15 protein-coding genes are annotated in these 17,577 nt (G+C 68.3%); 10 read left to right on the top strand and 5 right to left on the bottom strand.

Annotated elements, in window-relative coordinates; all coding sequences use genetic code 11:
- Positions 1-29 precede the first annotated feature (29 nt).
- The 3 genes from yghX to MNI96_RS19645 all read right to left on the bottom strand — a co-directional run bounded on the left by yghX (position 30) and on the right by MNI96_RS19645 (position 3,670).
- Positions 30-950 carry a YghX family hydrolase gene (yghX, locus tag MNI96_RS19655; protein WP_249695906.1) on the bottom strand — a complete coding sequence of 307 codons (921 nt, stop codon included), beginning with the start codon at positions 948-950 and terminating at the stop codon, positions 30-32.
- A gap of 150 nt (positions 951-1,100) precedes the next feature.
- A complete protein-coding gene (locus MNI96_RS19650; RefSeq protein ID WP_249695903.1) occupies positions 1,101-1,400 on the bottom strand; it encodes a GNAT family N-acetyltransferase in 300 nt (99 codons plus the stop codon).
- Between the two features lie 362 nt (positions 1,401-1,762).
- Positions 1,763-3,670 (bottom strand): PhoX family protein, encoded by a 1,908-nt coding sequence (locus MNI96_RS19645; protein ID WP_249695902.1) that lies wholly within the window; start codon positions 3,668-3,670, stop codon positions 1,763-1,765.
- 158 nt (positions 3,671-3,828) lie between these two features.
- Here MNI96_RS19645 and MNI96_RS19640 point away from each other — a divergent pair, with 158 nt between their 5' ends.
- Positions 3,829-4,719, top strand: a complete 891-nt coding sequence (locus tag MNI96_RS19640) for a metal-dependent hydrolase (protein WP_249695900.1) — start codon at positions 3,829-3,831, stop codon at positions 4,717-4,719.
- Positions 4,716-5,537: a class I SAM-dependent methyltransferase gene (locus MNI96_RS19635; protein WP_249695898.1), complete on the top strand. Its 822-nt coding sequence runs from the start codon at positions 4,716-4,718 to the stop codon at positions 5,535-5,537. The genes MNI96_RS19640 and MNI96_RS19635 overlap by 4 nt, the downstream gene beginning before the upstream one ends.
- 66 nt (positions 5,538-5,603) lie before the next feature.
- Here MNI96_RS19635 and MNI96_RS19630 read toward each other — a convergent pair whose 3' ends face one another.
- Both MNI96_RS19630 and mnmA read right to left on the bottom strand, forming a co-directional pair.
- Positions 5,604-6,308 (bottom strand): class I SAM-dependent methyltransferase, encoded by a 705-nt coding sequence (locus MNI96_RS19630; protein ID WP_249695896.1) that lies wholly within the window; start codon positions 6,306-6,308, stop codon positions 5,604-5,606.
- Positions 6,308-7,492 carry a tRNA 2-thiouridine(34) synthase MnmA gene (mnmA, locus tag MNI96_RS19625; protein ID WP_249695895.1) on the bottom strand — a complete coding sequence of 395 codons (1,185 nt, stop codon included), beginning with the start codon at positions 7,490-7,492 and terminating at the stop codon, positions 6,308-6,310. Before mnmA ends, MNI96_RS19630 begins: the two co-directional genes overlap by 1 nt.
- Positions 7,493-7,896: 404 nt before the next feature.
- On the opposite strand from mnmA, the gene MNI96_RS22040 reads away from it, so the two are divergent.
- The 8 genes from MNI96_RS22040 to flbD all read left to right on the top strand — a co-directional run bounded on the left by MNI96_RS22040 (position 7,897) and on the right by flbD (position 17,536).
- On the top strand, positions 7,897-10,542 hold the full coding sequence (locus tag MNI96_RS22040) for a flagellar hook-length control protein FliK (RefSeq protein WP_249695893.1): 2,646 nt from the start codon (positions 7,897-7,899) through the stop codon (positions 10,540-10,542).
- A 58-nt stretch (positions 10,543-10,600) separates the two neighbouring features.
- Positions 10,601-11,266, top strand: a complete 666-nt coding sequence (locus MNI96_RS19615) for a flagellar hook assembly protein FlgD (RefSeq protein WP_249695891.1) — start codon at positions 10,601-10,603, stop codon at positions 11,264-11,266.
- A gap of 307 nt (positions 11,267-11,573) precedes the next feature.
- A complete protein-coding gene (gene sciP, locus MNI96_RS19610) occupies positions 11,574-11,849 on the top strand; it encodes a CtrA inhibitor SciP (protein ID WP_067217848.1) in 276 nt (91 codons plus the stop codon).
- Positions 11,850-12,367: 518 nt separating this feature from the next.
- The gene (gene fliF, locus MNI96_RS19605) at positions 12,368-13,996 is read left to right on the top strand and encodes a flagellar basal-body MS-ring/collar protein FliF (protein ID WP_249695889.1); all 1,629 of its coding nucleotides are present in this window, start codon (positions 12,368-12,370) and stop codon (positions 13,994-13,996) included.
- Positions 13,993-15,057 (top strand): flagellar motor switch protein FliG, encoded by a 1,065-nt coding sequence (gene fliG, locus MNI96_RS19600; RefSeq protein WP_249695886.1) that lies wholly within the window; start codon positions 13,993-13,995, stop codon positions 15,055-15,057. The genes fliF and fliG overlap by 4 nt, the downstream gene beginning before the upstream one ends.
- A gap of 39 nt (positions 15,058-15,096) precedes the next feature.
- On the top strand, positions 15,097-15,801 hold the full coding sequence (locus tag MNI96_RS19595; protein WP_249695884.1) for a FliH/SctL family protein: 705 nt from the start codon (positions 15,097-15,099) through the stop codon (positions 15,799-15,801).
- On the top strand, positions 15,798-16,145 hold the full coding sequence (gene fliN, locus MNI96_RS19590) for a flagellar motor switch protein FliN (protein WP_120266981.1): 348 nt from the start codon (positions 15,798-15,800) through the stop codon (positions 16,143-16,145). Before MNI96_RS19595 ends, fliN begins: the two co-directional genes overlap by 4 nt.
- 17 nt (positions 16,146-16,162) lie before the next feature.
- Positions 16,163-17,536, top strand: a complete 1,374-nt coding sequence (flbD, locus tag MNI96_RS19585) for a sigma-54-dependent transcriptional regulator FlbD (protein WP_249695882.1) — start codon at positions 16,163-16,165, stop codon at positions 17,534-17,536.
- Positions 17,537-17,577 lie beyond the last annotated feature (41 nt).

Below are 17,577 nucleotides of genomic sequence, written 5' to 3'. Positions count from 1 at the left end.
CGGAGCGGATGTCCGCCCGTTTTCCTTTTTTAAATCAGATGCTTGCGGAAGAAGGCAATGGTCCGCTCTTCCGCGAGCCGTGCCGCCGTCTCGTCGTAGCGCGGCGTCGTGTCGTTGTGGAAGCCGTGGTTGACGCCCGGATAGAAGTGCACCTCGTAGCTCTTGCCGTGCTGCTGCAGCGCGGCCTCGTAGGCCGGCCAGCCGGTGTTGATGCGCTCGTCGAGCCCGGCATAGTGGAGCTGCAGCGGCGCCTCGATCGACGGCACGCCGTCGGCCGGGGCCTGACGGCCGTAGAAGGGTACGCCGGCACCCAGTTCCGGATAGGCGACCGCCAGCGCGTTGACCACGCCGCCGCCATAGCAGAAGCCGACGGCGCCGACCTTGCCGGTGCAGTCGTCGCGGGCGGCGAGATGCTCGAAACCGGCAAAGAAGTCATTCAGCAGCCTGGTCGCATCGACCGCGCGCTGCAGCTCGCGGCCGCGGTCGTCGTCTCCCGGATAGCCGCCGACAGAGGTCAGCCCGTCGGGCGCCAGCGCCATGAAGCCGGCCTTGGCCATGCGCCGGGCGACATCCTCGATATACGGGTTGAGACCGCGATTCTCGTGCACCACCAGCACCGCAGGCAGCTTTTCGGCGACGCCGGCCGGGCGCACCAGGTAGGCGTTTACCGTGCCGTGGCCGTTGGGCGAGGCGTAGGCGATCCGCGACGTCTCGATGGCGGGGTCGTCCGGGGCGACCTGCCGGGCCAGCGCGTAATCGGGCGAGAGCTGCCGAAGCAGCGCCAGCGCGGTCACGCCGCCGACGGCGAATTTGGCGGCCCGGTCGAGAAATTCGCGGCGGTCGATCCGGCCGTGCGCGTAGAAATCGTAGAGCTCCAGCAGTTCCTGCGGAAAGTCCTTCGCGGTTTTCCGTCGCGCTGGCGCACCGTCGATGCCAGACATCTCGTCCATCGGTCCTCCTCCGTCGTGCGAGGCTCCGTCCAGCGCCGCCGACTCCCATGATGTGGTGAGACTGCAGACTATGACATGGAGCGCGGCGGAAAAAAGTCCATTTCCATCGGCGATTTCGACGGGATGGCGAGCTGTGCGCGTGTTCGGCAATCAGACGTTGAAGGCGTCCGCCCACTCGGGATGCTTCTTGCGCTGGGCGTTGACGAAGGGGCAGAGCGGCATGATGCGGAAGCCCTTCTCGCGGGCGTCGGCGACCAGCCGCTCGACCAGGGCAAGGCCGACGCCGGTGCCGCGCATGCTTTCCGGCACGCCGGTGTGATCGGCGATGACGAGCGTCTCGCTGGCGACCGAGAAGGTGAGCTCGGCCTCGCCGTCGCGGCCCGCGACGCGGGCGACGTAGCGTCCCTTGCTGCCGGACTGCTCGAGCTCGATGGTGATCGCGTCGGTCATCGTCTGTCTCCTTGATCGGCTGAAAGCTGCCATTTGCGCAAAGGCTGCTTGGCGATCCTGTCAGGTAGGCATGGTCCGGCGCAAGCGCCATGGGTGGGCGACATCAATCGGTTTTGGCGATTGATTTTCAGAAACCGTTCTGTTTCTACGAATTGCAATGCAGCCGGAAAAACGGGCTGGCGAGGTGCCCCGAAACCGCTCTTGCAGGATTTTGCAGAATTTTGCGAAATTTCGAGAATCGGCCTCCCAAACGCTCGCAATCGTCTCAAAAATCCGGCGCGCCGCTTTCGCAGCGCGCCGGAGCTTGTCGTGACGCCCCTCATACAGGGATAGGGCGGGGATAAGGGCGTTGGCGTGCGGTCTCAGCCGACCGGCGCGTTGTCCGCCCGCTTCACCACGATGACGCTCGAGCGGGCGAGCTTGCCCTCGCCGTCCGGGAAGGGCGCCTTCGGATGCTGGATGCCGACGAACATGGTCCGCCGGTCCGCCGACCAGGTGAGGCCGGTCACCTCGGCGCCGTAGGGAGCGGTCAGGAAGCGCTCGATGCGGCCCGTCACCGGGTCGCCCGCCAGCATCTGGTTGTTGCCGTGGCCGGCGAAGTCGCCCTCGTTGTCGTCGTCGCCGTCGGTCTGGATCCACAGAAGGCCGGTCGTATCGAACATCATCCCGTCGGGCGAATTGAACATGTTGCCCTCGTTGATGTTGTCCGAGCCGCCATAGGCGTCCTTGTGCACGGCCGGGTTGCCGGCCATGACGAAGAGGTCCCAGGCGAAGCCGTCGGCGGCGTGGTCGTCGTTTTCGGGATACCAGCGCACGATCTGGCCGTACTGGTTCTCGGCGCGCGGGTTCGGCCCGCCGACCGGCGTCTCGTCGCCGCCGGCATTCGGCTTGACGCCGCGGCGCGTGTTGTTGGTCAGCGCGCAGTAAGCCTCGACCGCGACCGGGTTGACCGCGACCCATTCCGGCCGGTCCATGGTGGTGGCCCCGACCTTCGAGGCGGCGACGCGCGTGAAGACGGCGATCTCGGCGGCCGACATGCTGGTCGCCTCCGGCGTCAGCGCGATCCACTCGCCCTTGCCGTCGTCGGCGAAGCGGGCGACGGAGAGCGTGCCCTCGTCCAGCAGGGCCGAGGTGTCGGCGCCCGGCGTGTAGATGCCGTCCGAGACGAAGCGATAGAGAAACTCGCCGCGCTCGTCGTCGCCCATGTAGACGACGACGCGGCCGTCGCGGGCGATCACGGTGGCCGCATTCTCGTGCTTGAAGCGGCCGAGGGCAGTGCGCTTGACCGGCACGGAGGCCGGGTCGGAGGGGTCGATCTCGACGATGTAGCCGGCGCGGTGCGGCTCGTTCGGGTTCTTCGAGACGTCGAAGCGCGGATCGAACTTCTCGTAGGAATAGACGCTCTTGGCGCCGATGCCGTAGCGCTTGTAGTGCTCGGGCAGGGCGAAGGCCTCGTCCGTCGAGCCGAAATAGCCGTTGAAGTTTTCCTCGCAGGTCAGGTAGGTGCCCCAGGGCGTGCGGCCCGCGCCGCAATTGTTGAAGGTGCCGAGCGAGCTTGTGCCGGTCGAATCGGCTTCGGTCTTCAGGAGGTCGTGGCCGGCGGCCGGACCGGAAAGGCGCATCTCGGTGTTGTGGTCGATGCGCCGGTTGAGCGGGCTGTCGACGACGATGTGCCAGCCGTCTTCGCCTTCCGCCACTTCCATCACCGTGACGCCCTGCAGGTTCTGCAGCTTGCGCACGTCCTCAGCGCTTGCCGGCGTGCCGCCGTCGTTCTGCGGCAGGTTGAGCTTCGGGTTGACGTATTCGTGGTTGACCGCGATCACCTGGCGGCCGCCGACGGTGAAAAGCTCCATGCCGTCGGTGTTCTCGCCGAAGACGCGGTCGGAGGTGGCGGCATCGCCGCCGGTCGCGTGGTCGAACTCCCCGGCATCGGAAAACAGCGGGTCGCCCCAGCGCGCCAGCACCTGCCAGGTGTAGCCTTCCGGCACATGGACGGTGGCGTCGGTGGCGATCGGGATCGGCGTGAAGGCGAAGCGCGAGGTGGCGGCCTCGGCGGAGACGGACGACAGCAGACCGGTCACGCCGGTCCCGAGCCCCATGGCGGCCGCGCCCGAGCCATAAGCCAGGACACCGAGAAAGCCGCGGCGGCTCAGTGCGCGCTCGACCACCTGGTCGAAGCCGGTCGACTGCGGGCCGGGCCGGCGGGCTTCGTCGAACGCGTCGAAGGAAAAGTCCTCGAAATCGATGCTGGGCTGAGTATCGCGATCCATGCTGGCTCTCCTGTCGCTGGCCGGAAGCGGGCCGCATCGGCGGCCTCGGGCTCGACCCTAGCGCCGGTGTGACTCATGTGTGTGACGATGAAGCCCTTGCTTGTCAGGACCCATCGCTCAATCTACGTTGCGGCCATCTGACCAGAGGATCCGTATAAATGACGAGCGAAACCATGCCCGGCTGGGCCGGCGAGCATGCCGACGACGAGATCGTGCCGCGCGACATTCGTTTCGACATTTCCGGCAATGCGGAACGGCACTGGTTCGGCGGCGATCCGCTGCGCACGGCGATGGTCGACGGGTTCTCGATCTTCCTGCCCGAGGGCGAGCGCTTCTTCATCCGTTCGCTGAAGCACTATGCCTCCAAGCTCGGCGACCAGGAGCTGATCAAGGAAATCAACGGTTACGCGGTGCAGGAGGCGTTCCATACCCGCGAGCACGAAGACTACAACCGGACGATGGCAAGGCTCGGCTACGATGTCGAGGAGATGGAACGGCCGGTCAGATCCGTGCTCGGAAACGTCTCCGTGCCGCTGGTCCGGCTGGCGGTGACCTGCGCCATCGAGCATCTGACGGCCAATTTCTCGACCATGACGCTGCGCCACCAGGAGATTTTCGCCGATGCCAATCCGGCCTATCGGCGGCTGTGGATGTGGCACGCGCTGGAGGAGCTGGAACACAAGGCGGTCGCGCTCGACGTCTACAAGCGCGCGGCGGCCGGCATGCCGGCCTGGAAGCGCTACGGGCTGCGGGTCTCGGCGATGAACGTCACCATCTTCCACTTCAGCCGCATCTTTCTGCGCAATGTCCGCCTGCACGCGCAGGCCGACGGCATCCGCACAGGGTTTCGCTTCTGGTCGCGCTTCGCCTGGCTGCTGCTGGTGTGGCCCGGCTACACGCGGTTGAGCCTGCTGGCCTTCCTGCGCTACTACATGCCGGGCTACGATCCGCGCAAGGTCGACGACAGCGACCTGATCCGCAAGGGGCGGGCCTGGCTCGCCAACGAATATGCCGCCGGCGACCCGGCCAAGGAGATCCCCGCCCGATGACCAGCCGCGCCTTCGGATACATCTTGCGCGCGGTCGAGCGCGGCGCCTTCCCGAAGAGCCGCAAATGGGCATGGAAGCGGCTCTACAACATGCTGTCGCGGCTGTGGCGCGACAGCGACTGGCGTTTCATGAACTACGGCTACCTGCCGGCGGGCGATGCCTTTGCCCTGACGGCGGAGGACGAGCCGGAGCGCGCCTTCATCGGCCTCTACCACCAGGCGATGGCCGGGCTCCCGGTCGAGGGCGCGCGCGTGCTGGAAGTGGGCTCGGGCCGCGGCGGCGGGGCGCGCTACATTGCCCGCTACATGGCACCGGCCGCGGTGACCGGCCTCGACTACTCGCCGGAGACGGTGCGCCGGGCGCGGCAGCTCAACGACGACACGGCGAACCTTGCCTTCGAGGTGGGCGATGCGGAGGAGCTGCCGTTTGCGGATGCGAGCTTCGACATCGTCGTCAACATCGAGTCCTCCCACTGCTACGCCAACGTGCCGGCCTTCGCCCGGGAAGTGGCGCGGGTGCTGGCGCCGGGCGGCTGCTTCACCTGGGCCGACATGCGCGCGGCGACGATGATCGAGGGGCTCGACCGGGACCTCGGCGCCTCGGGCCTGGTGCTGGAGAGCGAGACCAACCTGTCGCCGGGCGTGGTCAGCGCGCTCGACGCGGTCAACGAGCGCAAGATGAGCCGTATCCAGAAGAGCGCGCTGATGCAGCGGTTCCTGAAGGAATTTTCCGGCGCCAAGGGCTCGCTGCTCTATCGCAACCTGCAGTCCGGCGGTGTCGTCTATCTTGCCCGCCGTTACCGCAAGCCCGCGCAATAGGCAGGCCCCGCAAGCAGGCACGCGCAAGGCGTCGACGGCGCAGGCGCCCGGTCCTGTCGTCGCCGGTCAGGCCTGGCGGCGGAAGACCATCATGGTGAAGAGGCCGAGCGGGCCGAGGCGTTCCTCGCGGACCAGTTCCATCGAGGTGTTGTCGAGCACCGTCTCGCGGCGGAACAGCGGGTCCCAGCCGAGGGTCGAGGCGAAGCGGGCAAGGCCGCGCTCGATCAGCGCCAGCAGACCTTTGTCGGCGGCGAAATGGTTGACGATGATCACCGTGCCGCCGGGCTTGACCACCCGCTCCAGCTCCTTGAGCACGGCGGAGGGGTCGGGCACGACGGTCATCACATACATGACGGTGGCGATGTCGAAGCGGGCCGCGTCGAAATCCATTTCGGATGCGTCCATCGCCCGCAAGGTGGCGACGTTCTTCAGCTTCTTGCGGCGGACGCGCTCGCGGGCGCGCTCCAGCATCGGCTTCGACAGGTCGATGCCGGTGACGGTCAGGTTCTCCCCGTAGAGCGGCAGGGACAGGCCCGTGCCGACGCCGACTTCCACCAGCTCGCCGCTCAGCCGGTTGGCCTCGCGCGCGGCGGCGCGCTGGCCGAAGACCAGCGGCGCGGTGAACACCCAGTCGTAGACCGGCGCCCAGCGGGCATAGGCGCTTTCCACCGAACCGGTGGACAGGTCCGGCACGCGGGCAAGGCCGAGGCGCTTGGCAACGCGCTCGGCAAGGCGGCGCAGGCGGCTGACGGGGAAGAACTCGACACTCATTACAGGGATACCGTGGTGGCGGGCTCGGCGCGCGGGGCACTGAGGCCGGAATTGACGGGAATGGTGCGCTCGATCCAGCCCCCGCCGAGCACGCGGGCGCCGTCGCCGTCGTCGTCGAAGAAGACGCAGGCCTGGCCCGGCGCGACACCGGTCTCGCCGTCGACGAGATCGATCACCGCGCGGCCTTCGACGAGGCGCAGCACCGCCGGCTTGGGCGGACGGGTGGAGCGGACCTTGGCGTGCAGCTCGATGCCTTCGGGCGGAATGTCGGAAAGGCGTCCGGGGCCGATCCAGTTGACCTCGCGCAACACGATCTCGCGGGTGCCGAGCGCCTCGCGCGGGCCGACGACGACGCGGCGGCCTTCCGCGTCCAGGCGCACGACATAGAGCGGCTCGCCGGTGGCGATGCCGATGCCGCGGCGCTGGCCGATCGTGTAGTGGATGATGCCCTGGTGGGTGCCGAGCACCCGGCCGTCGACATGGACGATGTCGCCCGGTTCGGCGGCGTTGGGCTTCAGCCGCTCGATGACGTCGGCATAGCGGCCCTGGGGCACGAAGCAGATGTCCTGGCTGTCCTGCTTCTCGGCGACGGTGAGACCGAACTCGCGGGCGAGCTCGCGCGTCTGCGGCTTGGTCAGTCCGCCGAGCGGGAAGCGCAGGAAGTCGAGCTGCTCCTGGGTGGTGGCGAAGAGGAAGTAGCTCTGGTCGCGGTCGAGATCGACCGGGCGGAACATCGCCCGGTGACCGTCGAGGAGACGGGAGCGGACGTAATGGCCGGTGGCCAGCACGTCGGCGCCGAGGGTGCGCGCGGTCTCCAGCAGGTCGGAGAACTTGACCGTCTGGTTGCAGGCGACGCAGGGGATCGGCGTCTCGCCGGCGATGTAGCTCTCGGCGAAGCGCTCGATCACCTTCTCGCGGAAGCGGTCCTCGTAGTCGAGCACGTAATGCGGGATGCCGAGGCGCTCGGCGACGCGGCGGGCGTCCTGGATGTCCTGGCCGGCGCAGCAGGCACCGGCCCGGTGCACCGCCTCGCCATGGTCGTAGAGCTGCAGCGTGACGCCGATGACGTCGTATCCCTCGCGCTGCATCAGCCCGGCGACGACCGAGGAATCGACGCCGCCGGACATGGCAACGACGACGCGGGTGTCCTCCGGTCGCTTCGGGATGTCGAGACTGTTGAGCATGAATGTCACCTTGCGGTCCTGTCGGAATGCGGGCCGGCAGCCGCTGCGCGGCGGCGGTCGGGCTCTGCGCGGACGGTCGCTGGAGGACGCGCGTGAGGTCTCTGTATCTGGCGGCCCGCTTCTGTTGCCCGCGACTATAGCGGATCACCCGGTCAATGGGAAAGGGGACGCCGACGCGCGGCAGGGCGGTTTTCGCCCCTTCGGCCCGGCAAAGCTTGCCCTGCCCGGCAAACTTTACCCGGCATGTGAGGCGCATGCGGCGATTCCGCAAGAGGTCGTTCACCGAAAAGGCGAGCATTTCCGCGACTTTTCCGATCTGGCCCGGCATTTGCTCTCCTTCCTTGCGAAAGATGGCGCGAGGCGGGACATCCGACTGCCGGCGCCGGAGAGTTGCGGAGACACGCGTGAACCTCGCAGGCCACATCCCGACGATAGCGACAGGCGTCATGGCGGCTGCCCGCTCCGGCCTTGCCGGCAGCGGCGACGGCGCGTCCGGCACGTCCGGCGCCATGTCGGCGTTCGCGGCGCTGCTGGGCGCGGTGCCGGGCGGGACGGCGGTGCAGGGCGTGCTGCAGGCGGCCGGTACGGCGATCGGCGGGGCGACGAGCGGCGGGGCAACGGGCAGCACCGGCAAGGCCGGCGCGGGCAGCGTCCCGGTCTCGGCCGGGCGGCCGATCTCCAGCGACCTGGCGGGCCGCGTCGACTTCGGCGAGACGGGCAGCATGCTGCCGCTCGACTTTCTCCAGCGCCTGATCGCGGGAACCGGCGCCGAACTGCCGGCAGCGGGTCTTGCCGCCGGCGGCGAGGTGACCGTCGGGATCGATGCGGATGCGGGCGCTGCGGATCCGGCTATTTCCGGCCAGGGTCAGGGACACAGCAAGGACGGGGGCAAGGACGGCGGCGCGACCGGGATTGCCGGCATTCTCTCCGGGCTGATCGCCGAGAACGGCAAGGCGGCCGAGGTGCTGCCGACGACGCCGGCCGGCCAGGGGGCCGGCGCGGCGGCGGATGGTGAGATCGCCCTGGGTGCAGGTGTCGGCGCAGGCGGTGCTGCGACTGTCGCCGGCAGCGAGGCCGCTGCGGTGCCCGGCACGCAAGACGGAACTGCCGGAGCCGGCAAGGCGGATGGGGCGGTTTCGCTCGCCGCGACGCTGCCGGGTGCGGGCGTCGAACTGGACCTGGACCTGACATCGGCCGGCAAGGCCGACGGCAAGACGGCAGGCGCGGGGGCCGGCATCGATACTGCCGCGGCGAGCGCATCGGGCAGCAGCGAAGGCGAAGGCGATGCCGCCTTGCAGGCGCTGCAGCTGGCGCTGGCGGCAAAGCGCGGCGGCGAGACCATCGCCACCAGCGAAACGAGCCCGCAGCCGGTCGCAAGCGGCCAGCAGCCGGGCGAGGCGGCGGCCAAGCACGAGACGCAGGCCGGTGGGCCGGCGACGGTCGCGGCCGGCCTTGCCGCAGGCATAGCGGCGGACGCGGAGGGCGAGACGGCCCTTCCGATGCAGCTTTCCGGCAAGGGCGAGACGGCGGCGGCGCAGCCCGGCACTGCGACGGCGCAGGCCGGCACCGTCGACCCGGCAGTTTCGGCGCAGGCCGGCAAGGTTCTGGCCGCAGGCGGCGCAGGCCAGGTCGCCCCGAGCCAGGGGCAGGCGGATGCGGCGCGGACGCGGCTCCAGCAGACCGCCGCCAAGGGGGCGCCGGCATCGGCATCCCTATCAGCGACGGCATCGGCACAGGCATCGGCGGCGGCACAGGCCGAGGTCTCCCTGGCGGCGGCAGGGCGGGCGCCCGTCGCCTCCACGTCGGTTTCCCCGTCGATCTCCTCGTCGGCCCCCACGCCCTCGCCGGAGACGGCAGGCCCGACATCCACGGCCATATCCTCTGCCGCGTCGCCGGCAGGGGCCGCGCGTCCGGTAGCGTCCGACATGGCGGCAACCTTTGCGGCCGACGACCAGGCCGCGACCGGAACGACGGCCACCCGCGAGGCCGGCCAGCAGGCGAAGCCGGCAGTTGTGACCGTGAGCGTCAGCGAGGCGGCGGCACGGGCGGCGGGGGCAGCTGTTGCTGCCCGTGCGGCGGTGAGCACGCCGGCGGCGGAGATGCCCGCCGAGGCCAGGGTCTCGGTGACGGTCGATGCCGGCGACGAGGCCGGCGCGGCAAAGACGGAGACGTCGGTGGCGCGGCCGCAGGCGATTGCAACCCAGGCGCAAATGCCGGCCGTGGAAGCTGCCGCAGCCGCAGTTCTGCCGCGCGGAATGGCCTCGGCCGAGGCTCGGGCCATGGCGATGGACGAGGCGGAGAGCCTTGCGGCTGCCGACCTCAGCGCGAGCCTTTCGGACGGCGGCGAGGGGGACGGCGACGCGCCGCTGCCCGGCGCCAAGCCGCAGGCCCAGACGACGCAGGGCACGGCGACCGCCGACACGCAGCGGCCGGGCGTGAGCGCCGCAGCGCTCGCCTTCGCGGCGGCGATGAACGGTGGCGCCGGCGAGACGGGACGCAACGAGGCGCCGCTCGACGGCAGCTTCGACGGACGCATGGAGATCGGCCGCGCCGAGGCGCAGGCCCAAGTTTCAACCGCCGCCTTGCGCGGATCGACGGCGGCGCTGCCACAGAACGTGGCAGTGGCAAGCGCTCATCTGGCGACAGAAGTCGCCAGGTTTGCCCAGAAGGGGCAAACGCGCTTCCAGATCCGTATGGACCCGCCGGAACTCGGCCGGGTGGACGTCGAACTGAAGGTCTCGCGCGACGGCACGGTGAGGGCGCACCTCACCGTGGAGCGGAGCGAGACGCTGGACATGTTCCTGCGCGACCAGCGCGGGCTGGAAAGGGCACTGGATGCCGCCGGCCTCAAGCTGGACAGCGGAGGACTGGAAATGTCGCTGAAAAACCAGAATGGTTTCGCCGGATTCGAACGGGGCGAGGGCGGTCACGACCGCTTCGCGTCGGGCGAGGGGGGCGGCCTCCAGAAGGAGGACGGCGACACGCTGCCGATGGCGGCAGCACGGGCCTATGTGAGCGGCGCGAGCGGCGCCCTCGACATACAGATCTGAAAACGCTCGAACGGCGGCGCCGCAGCTCACGGCTGGGCGGCGACAGGAGTGAGACGACATGACGACGAGCGGCATCGGTGGAAGCGGCACCAGCGGCGGGGCGACGACGACCTCTTCGTCGCTGACGGAGCTGTCGAACAATTACGAGCTGTTCCTGTCGATCCTGACGACGCAGATCCAGAACCAGGATCCGCTCAACCCGATGGAGTCCGCGCAGTATACCGAGCAGCTGGTTCAGTATTCCTCGGTCGAACAGCAGATCAAGACCAACGACCAGCTGGGCGACCTGCTGTCGGTGATGGCCGCGACGACCGCCTCCGGCTATGTCAGCTATCTCGGCACGAACGTCACCGCCTCCGGCAGCACCACCAGCCTGAAGGACGGCGAGGCGGAGTGGACTTACGACACGCCGGAAGCGGGCAAGGCGCGCGTTGAAGTGCGCAACAATCTCGGGGCGGTGGTGTTTTCCGAGGATGCGGACCTGTCCTACGGCCGCAACAGCTACAGCTGGGACGGGCGCACGACGGCGGGATCGACCGCGCCGGAAGGCGAATACACCATCTCCATCGCCCGCTACGACGCCAACAATCGGCCGACTGTGCCGGTGGCGACCGAAATCTCCGGCACGGTCGACGGCATCGAGTTCACCTCGTCCGGCGCGGTGCTGCAGATCGGCGGCGTCTATGTGTCGGCAAGCGCGGTGCTTTCGGTCAACCGCAACTGAGCGGACTTTTCCCCCAGCGCTTCTTTCTCGCCCGATTCCCGGGTCGGCAGGACATGCCGGCCCGGCGTTTCCTTTTCCGGCGAAATCTTGCGAAGGGCTGAGAAATTTTCGCCCGCCCGCCTTCCTTCTCATTTTGCGACTGGTGCCGTTCATGCCCGGAGGTCAGGGTTTTCCTCGGCTCGCGGCATGTTTTGCGAGCCGCGAGTCGTTCAAATTCTTACCGAATTGTTGCTTGTCGCTTAGGTAATTTTTAAAGGCAAACCGTTACATTCACAGTCAACGTGGTCATGTTGAGTGTGAGTGTACAATGACCGACCGAGCGAGTGCGCGTGTCAAATATGTAATCGGCCCCGACGGTTCGCCGTTGACGATCGCCGATCTTCCGCCGGCGACGACCCGGCGCTGGGTGATCCGGCGAAAGGCCGAGGTGGTGGCTGCCGTCCGTGGCGGACTGCTGTCTCTCGACGAGGCCTGCAAGCGGTATACGCTGACCGTCGAGGAGTTCCTGTCCTGGCAGAGTTCCATCGACCGTCACGGCCTCGCCGGACTGCGCGCGACGCGCGTCCAGCAATACCGGAACTGAACGAATCCGGCCGGCTCGCTTCCCCGCATCGGCCTGCAACGCAGATCAAGCCCCAAGACGTTATTCCAGAAGGCCGGCCGCAACGCCGGCCTTTCGGCGTTTGCGGGTTTGCGTCGGGGCGTTGCGTGCCGCCTTGCGCGCGTCGCCGACAGGCCCCTGGCTCGCCGGTCCCGGCTCTGCGCTTGCGCTTGGCCGGGATTGTTCGTCTGAGGGAGTGGGGGTCTCGGTGGTCGGGATGCCGCCGGGTGACGGCCGCGACTCATCACGCTTGGCCAAAGGTTAACGGAACCCGGTCGATTTTGCCGGTTCCCTATCGCATTTCGCGACGATAACCGATGGAAATCCCGAGATATTTACCCTTTCCTAACGCGCGTTAACCACTCGTTTACCATCTGGCGGGCAAAAATTGCCTACCGGCCATCCGGGGTGGCTTTTTTCCATCCCCTCATCCCCAGAAGCTGCCCTGGGTGGCCCGGTCTCGCCAAAGGGTTTCCGCGACAGCATCGACGGGTGGGCACGTGAACGGACTTGCGGATCTTGTGAAGACACTCGGCCCGGCGCGGCTCGGTGCCATGGGCGCGGTGGCGGCGATCCTGGTGGGCGTCTTCGCCTTCATCATGCTGCGGGTGACGACGCCGCAGATGACGCCGCTCTATACGGACCTGACGTTCGAGGATTCCTCGGCGATCATTTCCCAGCTCGACAGCCTGGCGATCCCCTACCAGATCCAGAACGAGGGGGCGACGCTGCTGGTCCCGGAGGCCGACGTGTTCCGCACCCGCATGCGGCTGGCCGAGCAGGGCCTGCCGCTCGGCGGTTCCGTCGGCTACGAGATCTTCGACAAGGCCGACACGCTGGGCTCCACCAGCTTCGTGCAGAACATCAACCGGACGCGGGCGCTCGAAGGCGAGCTGGCCCGCACGATCCGTTCCATCGGCCGTATCAAGTCGGCCCGCGTGCATCTCGTGCTCCCCGAGCGCCGCCTGTTCCAGCGCGACTCGCAGCCGCCGTCTGCCTCGATCGCGCTGTCGGTGCGCGGCGACCTGGACCCGGGCCAGATCCGCGCGATCCAGCACCTGGTGGCGACCGCCGTCGAGGGGCTGCAGCCGAATTTCGTGTCCATCGTCGACGAGACCGGCCGGTTGCTGGCCAGCGGCGCGGGCGACGAGGGCGAGGGCTACCTCGCCTCCTCTCTGCAGGAGCGCACCCAGTCGATGGAGGCGCGGCTGCGCAACCAGATCGAGGAGATCCTCAACTCGGTGGTCGGCGTCGGCCGGTCGCGGGTGCGGGTGGCGCTCGAACTCGACCACACGCGCATCTCCGAGACCCAGGAGACCTTCGATCCGGACGGCCAGGTGGTCCGCTCGACCCAGTCGCGCGAGGAGAACTCCTCGACGCAAGGGCGGCAGGGCGGCGTCACCGCCGGCAACCAGGTGCCGGGCGGCGAGCAGCAGACGGGCGAGGCCGCCGACCGCGACATCGCCAACCAGTCCGAGGAGATCGTCAATTACGAGATCTCCAAGTCGGTGAAGACCGAGGTTGTGGAAGCGGGCGGCATCCGCCGCCTCTCCGTCGCGGTGCTGGTCGACGGCGTCTACGCGCCGGATGCGGGCGGCGACATGGTCTACACCCCGCGCACCGACGACGAACTGGCGCGTATCCAGACCCTGGTGCAGTCGGCCGTCGGCTTCGACGACCGGCGCGGCGATACGGTCGAGGTGGTCAACCTGCGCTTCGCCCAGGCGCCGAACGCGCTGCCGGGCGAGGAAGAAACCGGCCTGTTCGAGTTCACCCGCGCCGACCTGATGCGCTTCGTCGAGTTGGGCGTCCTGTTCCTGATCGCCCTGCTGCTGACGCTCTTTGCGGTGCGCCCGCTGATCAAGCGGATCCTGGCCAAGGAGGAGCCGGCGGCTCCCGTGCTGCTGGGCGCCGACGGCCAGCCGCTGGAGCCGGCGCTGCTCGCCGACCATTCGGCGGGCGCCGGCGAGGACGAGGGCGACGGCGCGCCGCGCATCGAGTGGCTGGAGGAAGCGCAGGCGCAGGGCGCCGTGCAGGTCGCCACCATCGCCAAGGTCGGTGCCCTGATCGACGAATATCCCAAGGAAGCAGTGGGTATCATCCGCAGCTGGATGAATGAGGCAGCATGAGCATCGCAGGCAGCATCCAGGCCGGTCAGGGAAGTCATCTGACGATCAGCGCGACCGAGAAGGAGCGCGACCTGCGCGGCGTCGAGCGCGTCGCCGTGCTGCTGCTTGCGCTCGGCGAAAAGCACGGCCGGCGCATCTGGGAGCAGCTGGACGAGATGGAGGTGCGCGAGGTCTCCGCGGCGATGTCGCGGCTGGGCCCGGTGACGCCGAACATGCTCGACGAGCTGTTCGTTGACTTCGTACGCAAGATTTCCAGCAACGGCGCGCTGAACGGCAATGTCGACGTCACCGAGCGGCTGCTGTCGAGCTTCCTGCCGCGCGACCGGGTGTCGCTGATCATGGAAGAGATCCGCGGGCCGGCGGGCCGCAACATGTGGGAGAAGCTCTCCAACGTTCAGGAGAACGTTCTCGCCAACTACCTGAAGAACGAATACCCGCAGACCGTCGCCGTGGTGCTGTCGAAGATCGATCCCGACCATGCCGCCAAGGTTCTCGGCATCCTGCCGGAGGAACTGGCGCTGGAGGTGATCTCGCGCATGCTGAAGATGGAAGCGATCCAGAAGGAAGTGCTGGAGAAGGTCGAGCAGACGCTGCGCGTCGAGTTCATGTCGAACCTGACCAACACCTCGCGGCGCGACAGCCACGAGATGATGGCCGAGATCTTCAACAATTTCGACCGCCAGACCGAGGCGCGCTTCCTGGCAGCGCTCGAGGAAGAGAACCGCGACTCGGCCGAGCGCATCAAGACCTTGATGTTCACCTTCGACGACCTGATGAAGCTCGACGCCGGCAGCTGCCAGACCCTGCTGCGCAACGTGGAGAAGGATCGTCTCGCGATCGCGCTCAAGGGCGCCTCGGAATCGGTGCGGGAGTTCTTCTTCTCCAACATGTCGTCGCGCGCGGCGAAGATGATGCAGGACGACATGGAAGCGCTGGGGCCGATCCGCCTGCGCGATGTCGACGAGGCCCAGTCGGGCATGGTCGCAACGGCCAAGGATCTCGCCGCGAAGGGAGAGCTGATGCTTTCCAAGAGCAAGGGCGACGACGAGATCATCTACTGAGCGGCCTGAGGAATGACGACAAGAATGGCGAGCGCGCACATGAAGGTTCACCGTTTCCTCTTCGATCGCAATTTCGCGGCCGTCGAGCTTCCGGAAGAGGAAGAGGTCGAGGAGATCGTGGAGCCGGTCGAGCCGACGATCACGCTGGCCGAGCACAAGGCGCTGCTGGCCATCGCCGAGCAGGCGGCGTTCCAGCGCGGGCGCGTCGAGGCGCTCGGCGAGCAGCAGAAGAGCGAGGAAGGCCGGCTGGCCGACGAGGCGGCGCGGCTGGCGGAATCGGTTTCGGCGCTGATCGGCCAGCTCGACGTCGAGCAGGCGCGGCACGAGAAGGACGCCGTTGCCCTGGCCTTCCTGGTGGCGCGGCGGATCTGCGCCCACCTGATCGCCCGCGAGCCGCTCGGCGAGATCATCGCGCTGATCTCGGAATGTCTCGGCCCGCTGCGGCGGGCCCCGCATCTGGTGATCCGGGTGCGCGACAGCGACCTGGCCGAGCTGAAGCCGCGGCTCGACCCGCTGGTCGCGGAAAAGGGTTTCGACGGGCGGCTGGTGCTGCTCGGCGAGCCGGACATCGCCGCCGGCGACTGCCGCATCGAATGGGCGGACGGCGGCATCGTGCGCGACCGCAAGGCGATCGAGCGGCAGGTCGACCAGGCCGCCAAGCGCTATTTCGAGGGCCGGCGCGCCGGCAAGGGACACAAAGCGTCCCTCAACCAGGAGACCGCCGAGGAGCGGAGTGACGGATGAGCGATACCAACGAAGTGCAGGAAACCGGCTTCCAGCTCACCGACATGGAAGCGCAGGACGCGCCCCGCGAGGGCGAGCGCGACCATTCGCAGGCCCGCAGCGCCGCCGACCTGGAAGCGGTGTTCGACGTTCCGGTGCAGATCTCGGCCGTGCTCGGACACTCGCGCATGCATGTGTCGGAGCTGCTGCGGCTGGCGCCGGGCACGGTGCTGAAGCTCGACCGCAAGGTCGGCGAGGCAATCGACATCTATGTGAACGACCGGCTGGTGGCACGCGGCGAAGTCGTCCTGGTGGAGGACAAGCTCGGCGTGACCATGACGGAAATCATCAAGTCCGATCGCTGATCGGAAGGAGAAGACCCATGCGACTGTTGATCGTCGGCACGCTGGAAGGCCAGCTGATCACCGCCTCGAAGATCGCCATGGACCGGGGCGCCTCCGTCACCCATGCGGCGACGATCGAGGAGATGCTGAAGGTGCTGCGCGCCGGGCGCGGCGCCGACCTGGTGATGGCGGATGTCGGGCTGGACATCGCCGACCTGATCGAGCGGCTGGAGGGCGAGCGCTTCCACCTGCCGGTGGTCGCCTGCGGCGTCAAGACGGACGCGAGCGCCGCGGTCGGGGCGATCCGCGCCGGCGCCAAGGAATACATCCCGCTGCCGCCGGATCCGGAGATGATCGCCGCCGTGCTGGCGGCGGTGGCGCGCGACCAGTCGAGCATCATCTATCGCGACGCGGCCATGGCCTCCGTGGTGCGGTTGGCCGAGCAGATCGCCCCGTCCGACGCCTCGGTGCTGGTGACCGGCGAGAGCGGCTCGGGCAAGGAGGTGATCTCCCGCTACGTGCATGCCCGCTCGTCCCGCGCCAACCGCCCGTTCATCTCCATCAACTGCGCGGCGATCCCCGAGCAGCTGCTGGAATCGGAGCTGTTCGGCCACGAGAAGGGCGCCTTCACCGGCGCCATCGCCCGGCGCGTCGGCAAGTTCGAGGAAGCCAATGGCGGCACGCTGCTGCTCGACGAGATCTCGGAAATGGACGTGCGGCTGCAGGCCAAGCTGCTGCGAGCGATCCAGGAGCGGGTGATCGACCGGGTCGGCGGCGGCAAGCCGGTGCCCGTCGACATCCGCATCATCGCCACGTCCAACCGGGACCTCGCCGAGGCGGTGCGCGCCGGCACGTTCCGCGAGGACCTGCTCTACCGCCTCAATGTCGTGAACCTGAAGCTGCCGCCGCTGCGCGAGCGGCCGACGGACATCGTCGAGCTGGCCTCGCATTTCGTCGAGCGCTATGCCCGCGAGAACGGCGTGCGCCGCCGCCCGATCTCGGAAGAGGCGCGGCGGATGCTGCTGGCCAATCCCTGGCCGGGCAACGTGCGCGAGCTGGAAAACACCATGCACCGGGCGGTGCTGCTGGCGAGCGGCGAGGAGATCGACGTCGATGCCATCCGCATGCCGGACGGCAGTCCGATCGCGCCCGGCCGCAGCCCCGATGCGCGGCTTGCCGCCGATGTCGCGGCCACCGCCGAGGCGGTCAGCCGGGCCCTGGTCGGGCGCACGGTCGCCGACGTGGAGCGGGATCTGATCCTCGACACGCTGGACCATTGCCTCGGCAACCGCACCCATGCGGCGAAGATCCTCGGGATCTCCATCCGCACGCTGCGCAACAAGCTGAATCAGTATACCGACGAAGGGGTCGACGTCCCCGGACCGGGCGAGGCGCGGGTCGCCGTCGCCTGAGGGCGGCGGGCGAACGGTTCGGTTGACGGTCCGGGCGGGCC

The organism is Stappia sp. WLB 29, from assembly GCF_023507705.1.
In the GTDB taxonomy this organism is placed as follows: Bacteria; Pseudomonadota; Alphaproteobacteria; order Rhizobiales; family Stappiaceae; genus Stappia.
Note: the sequence above shows the minus strand (reverse complement) of the source record. Positions and strands in the feature narration are given on the sequence as shown.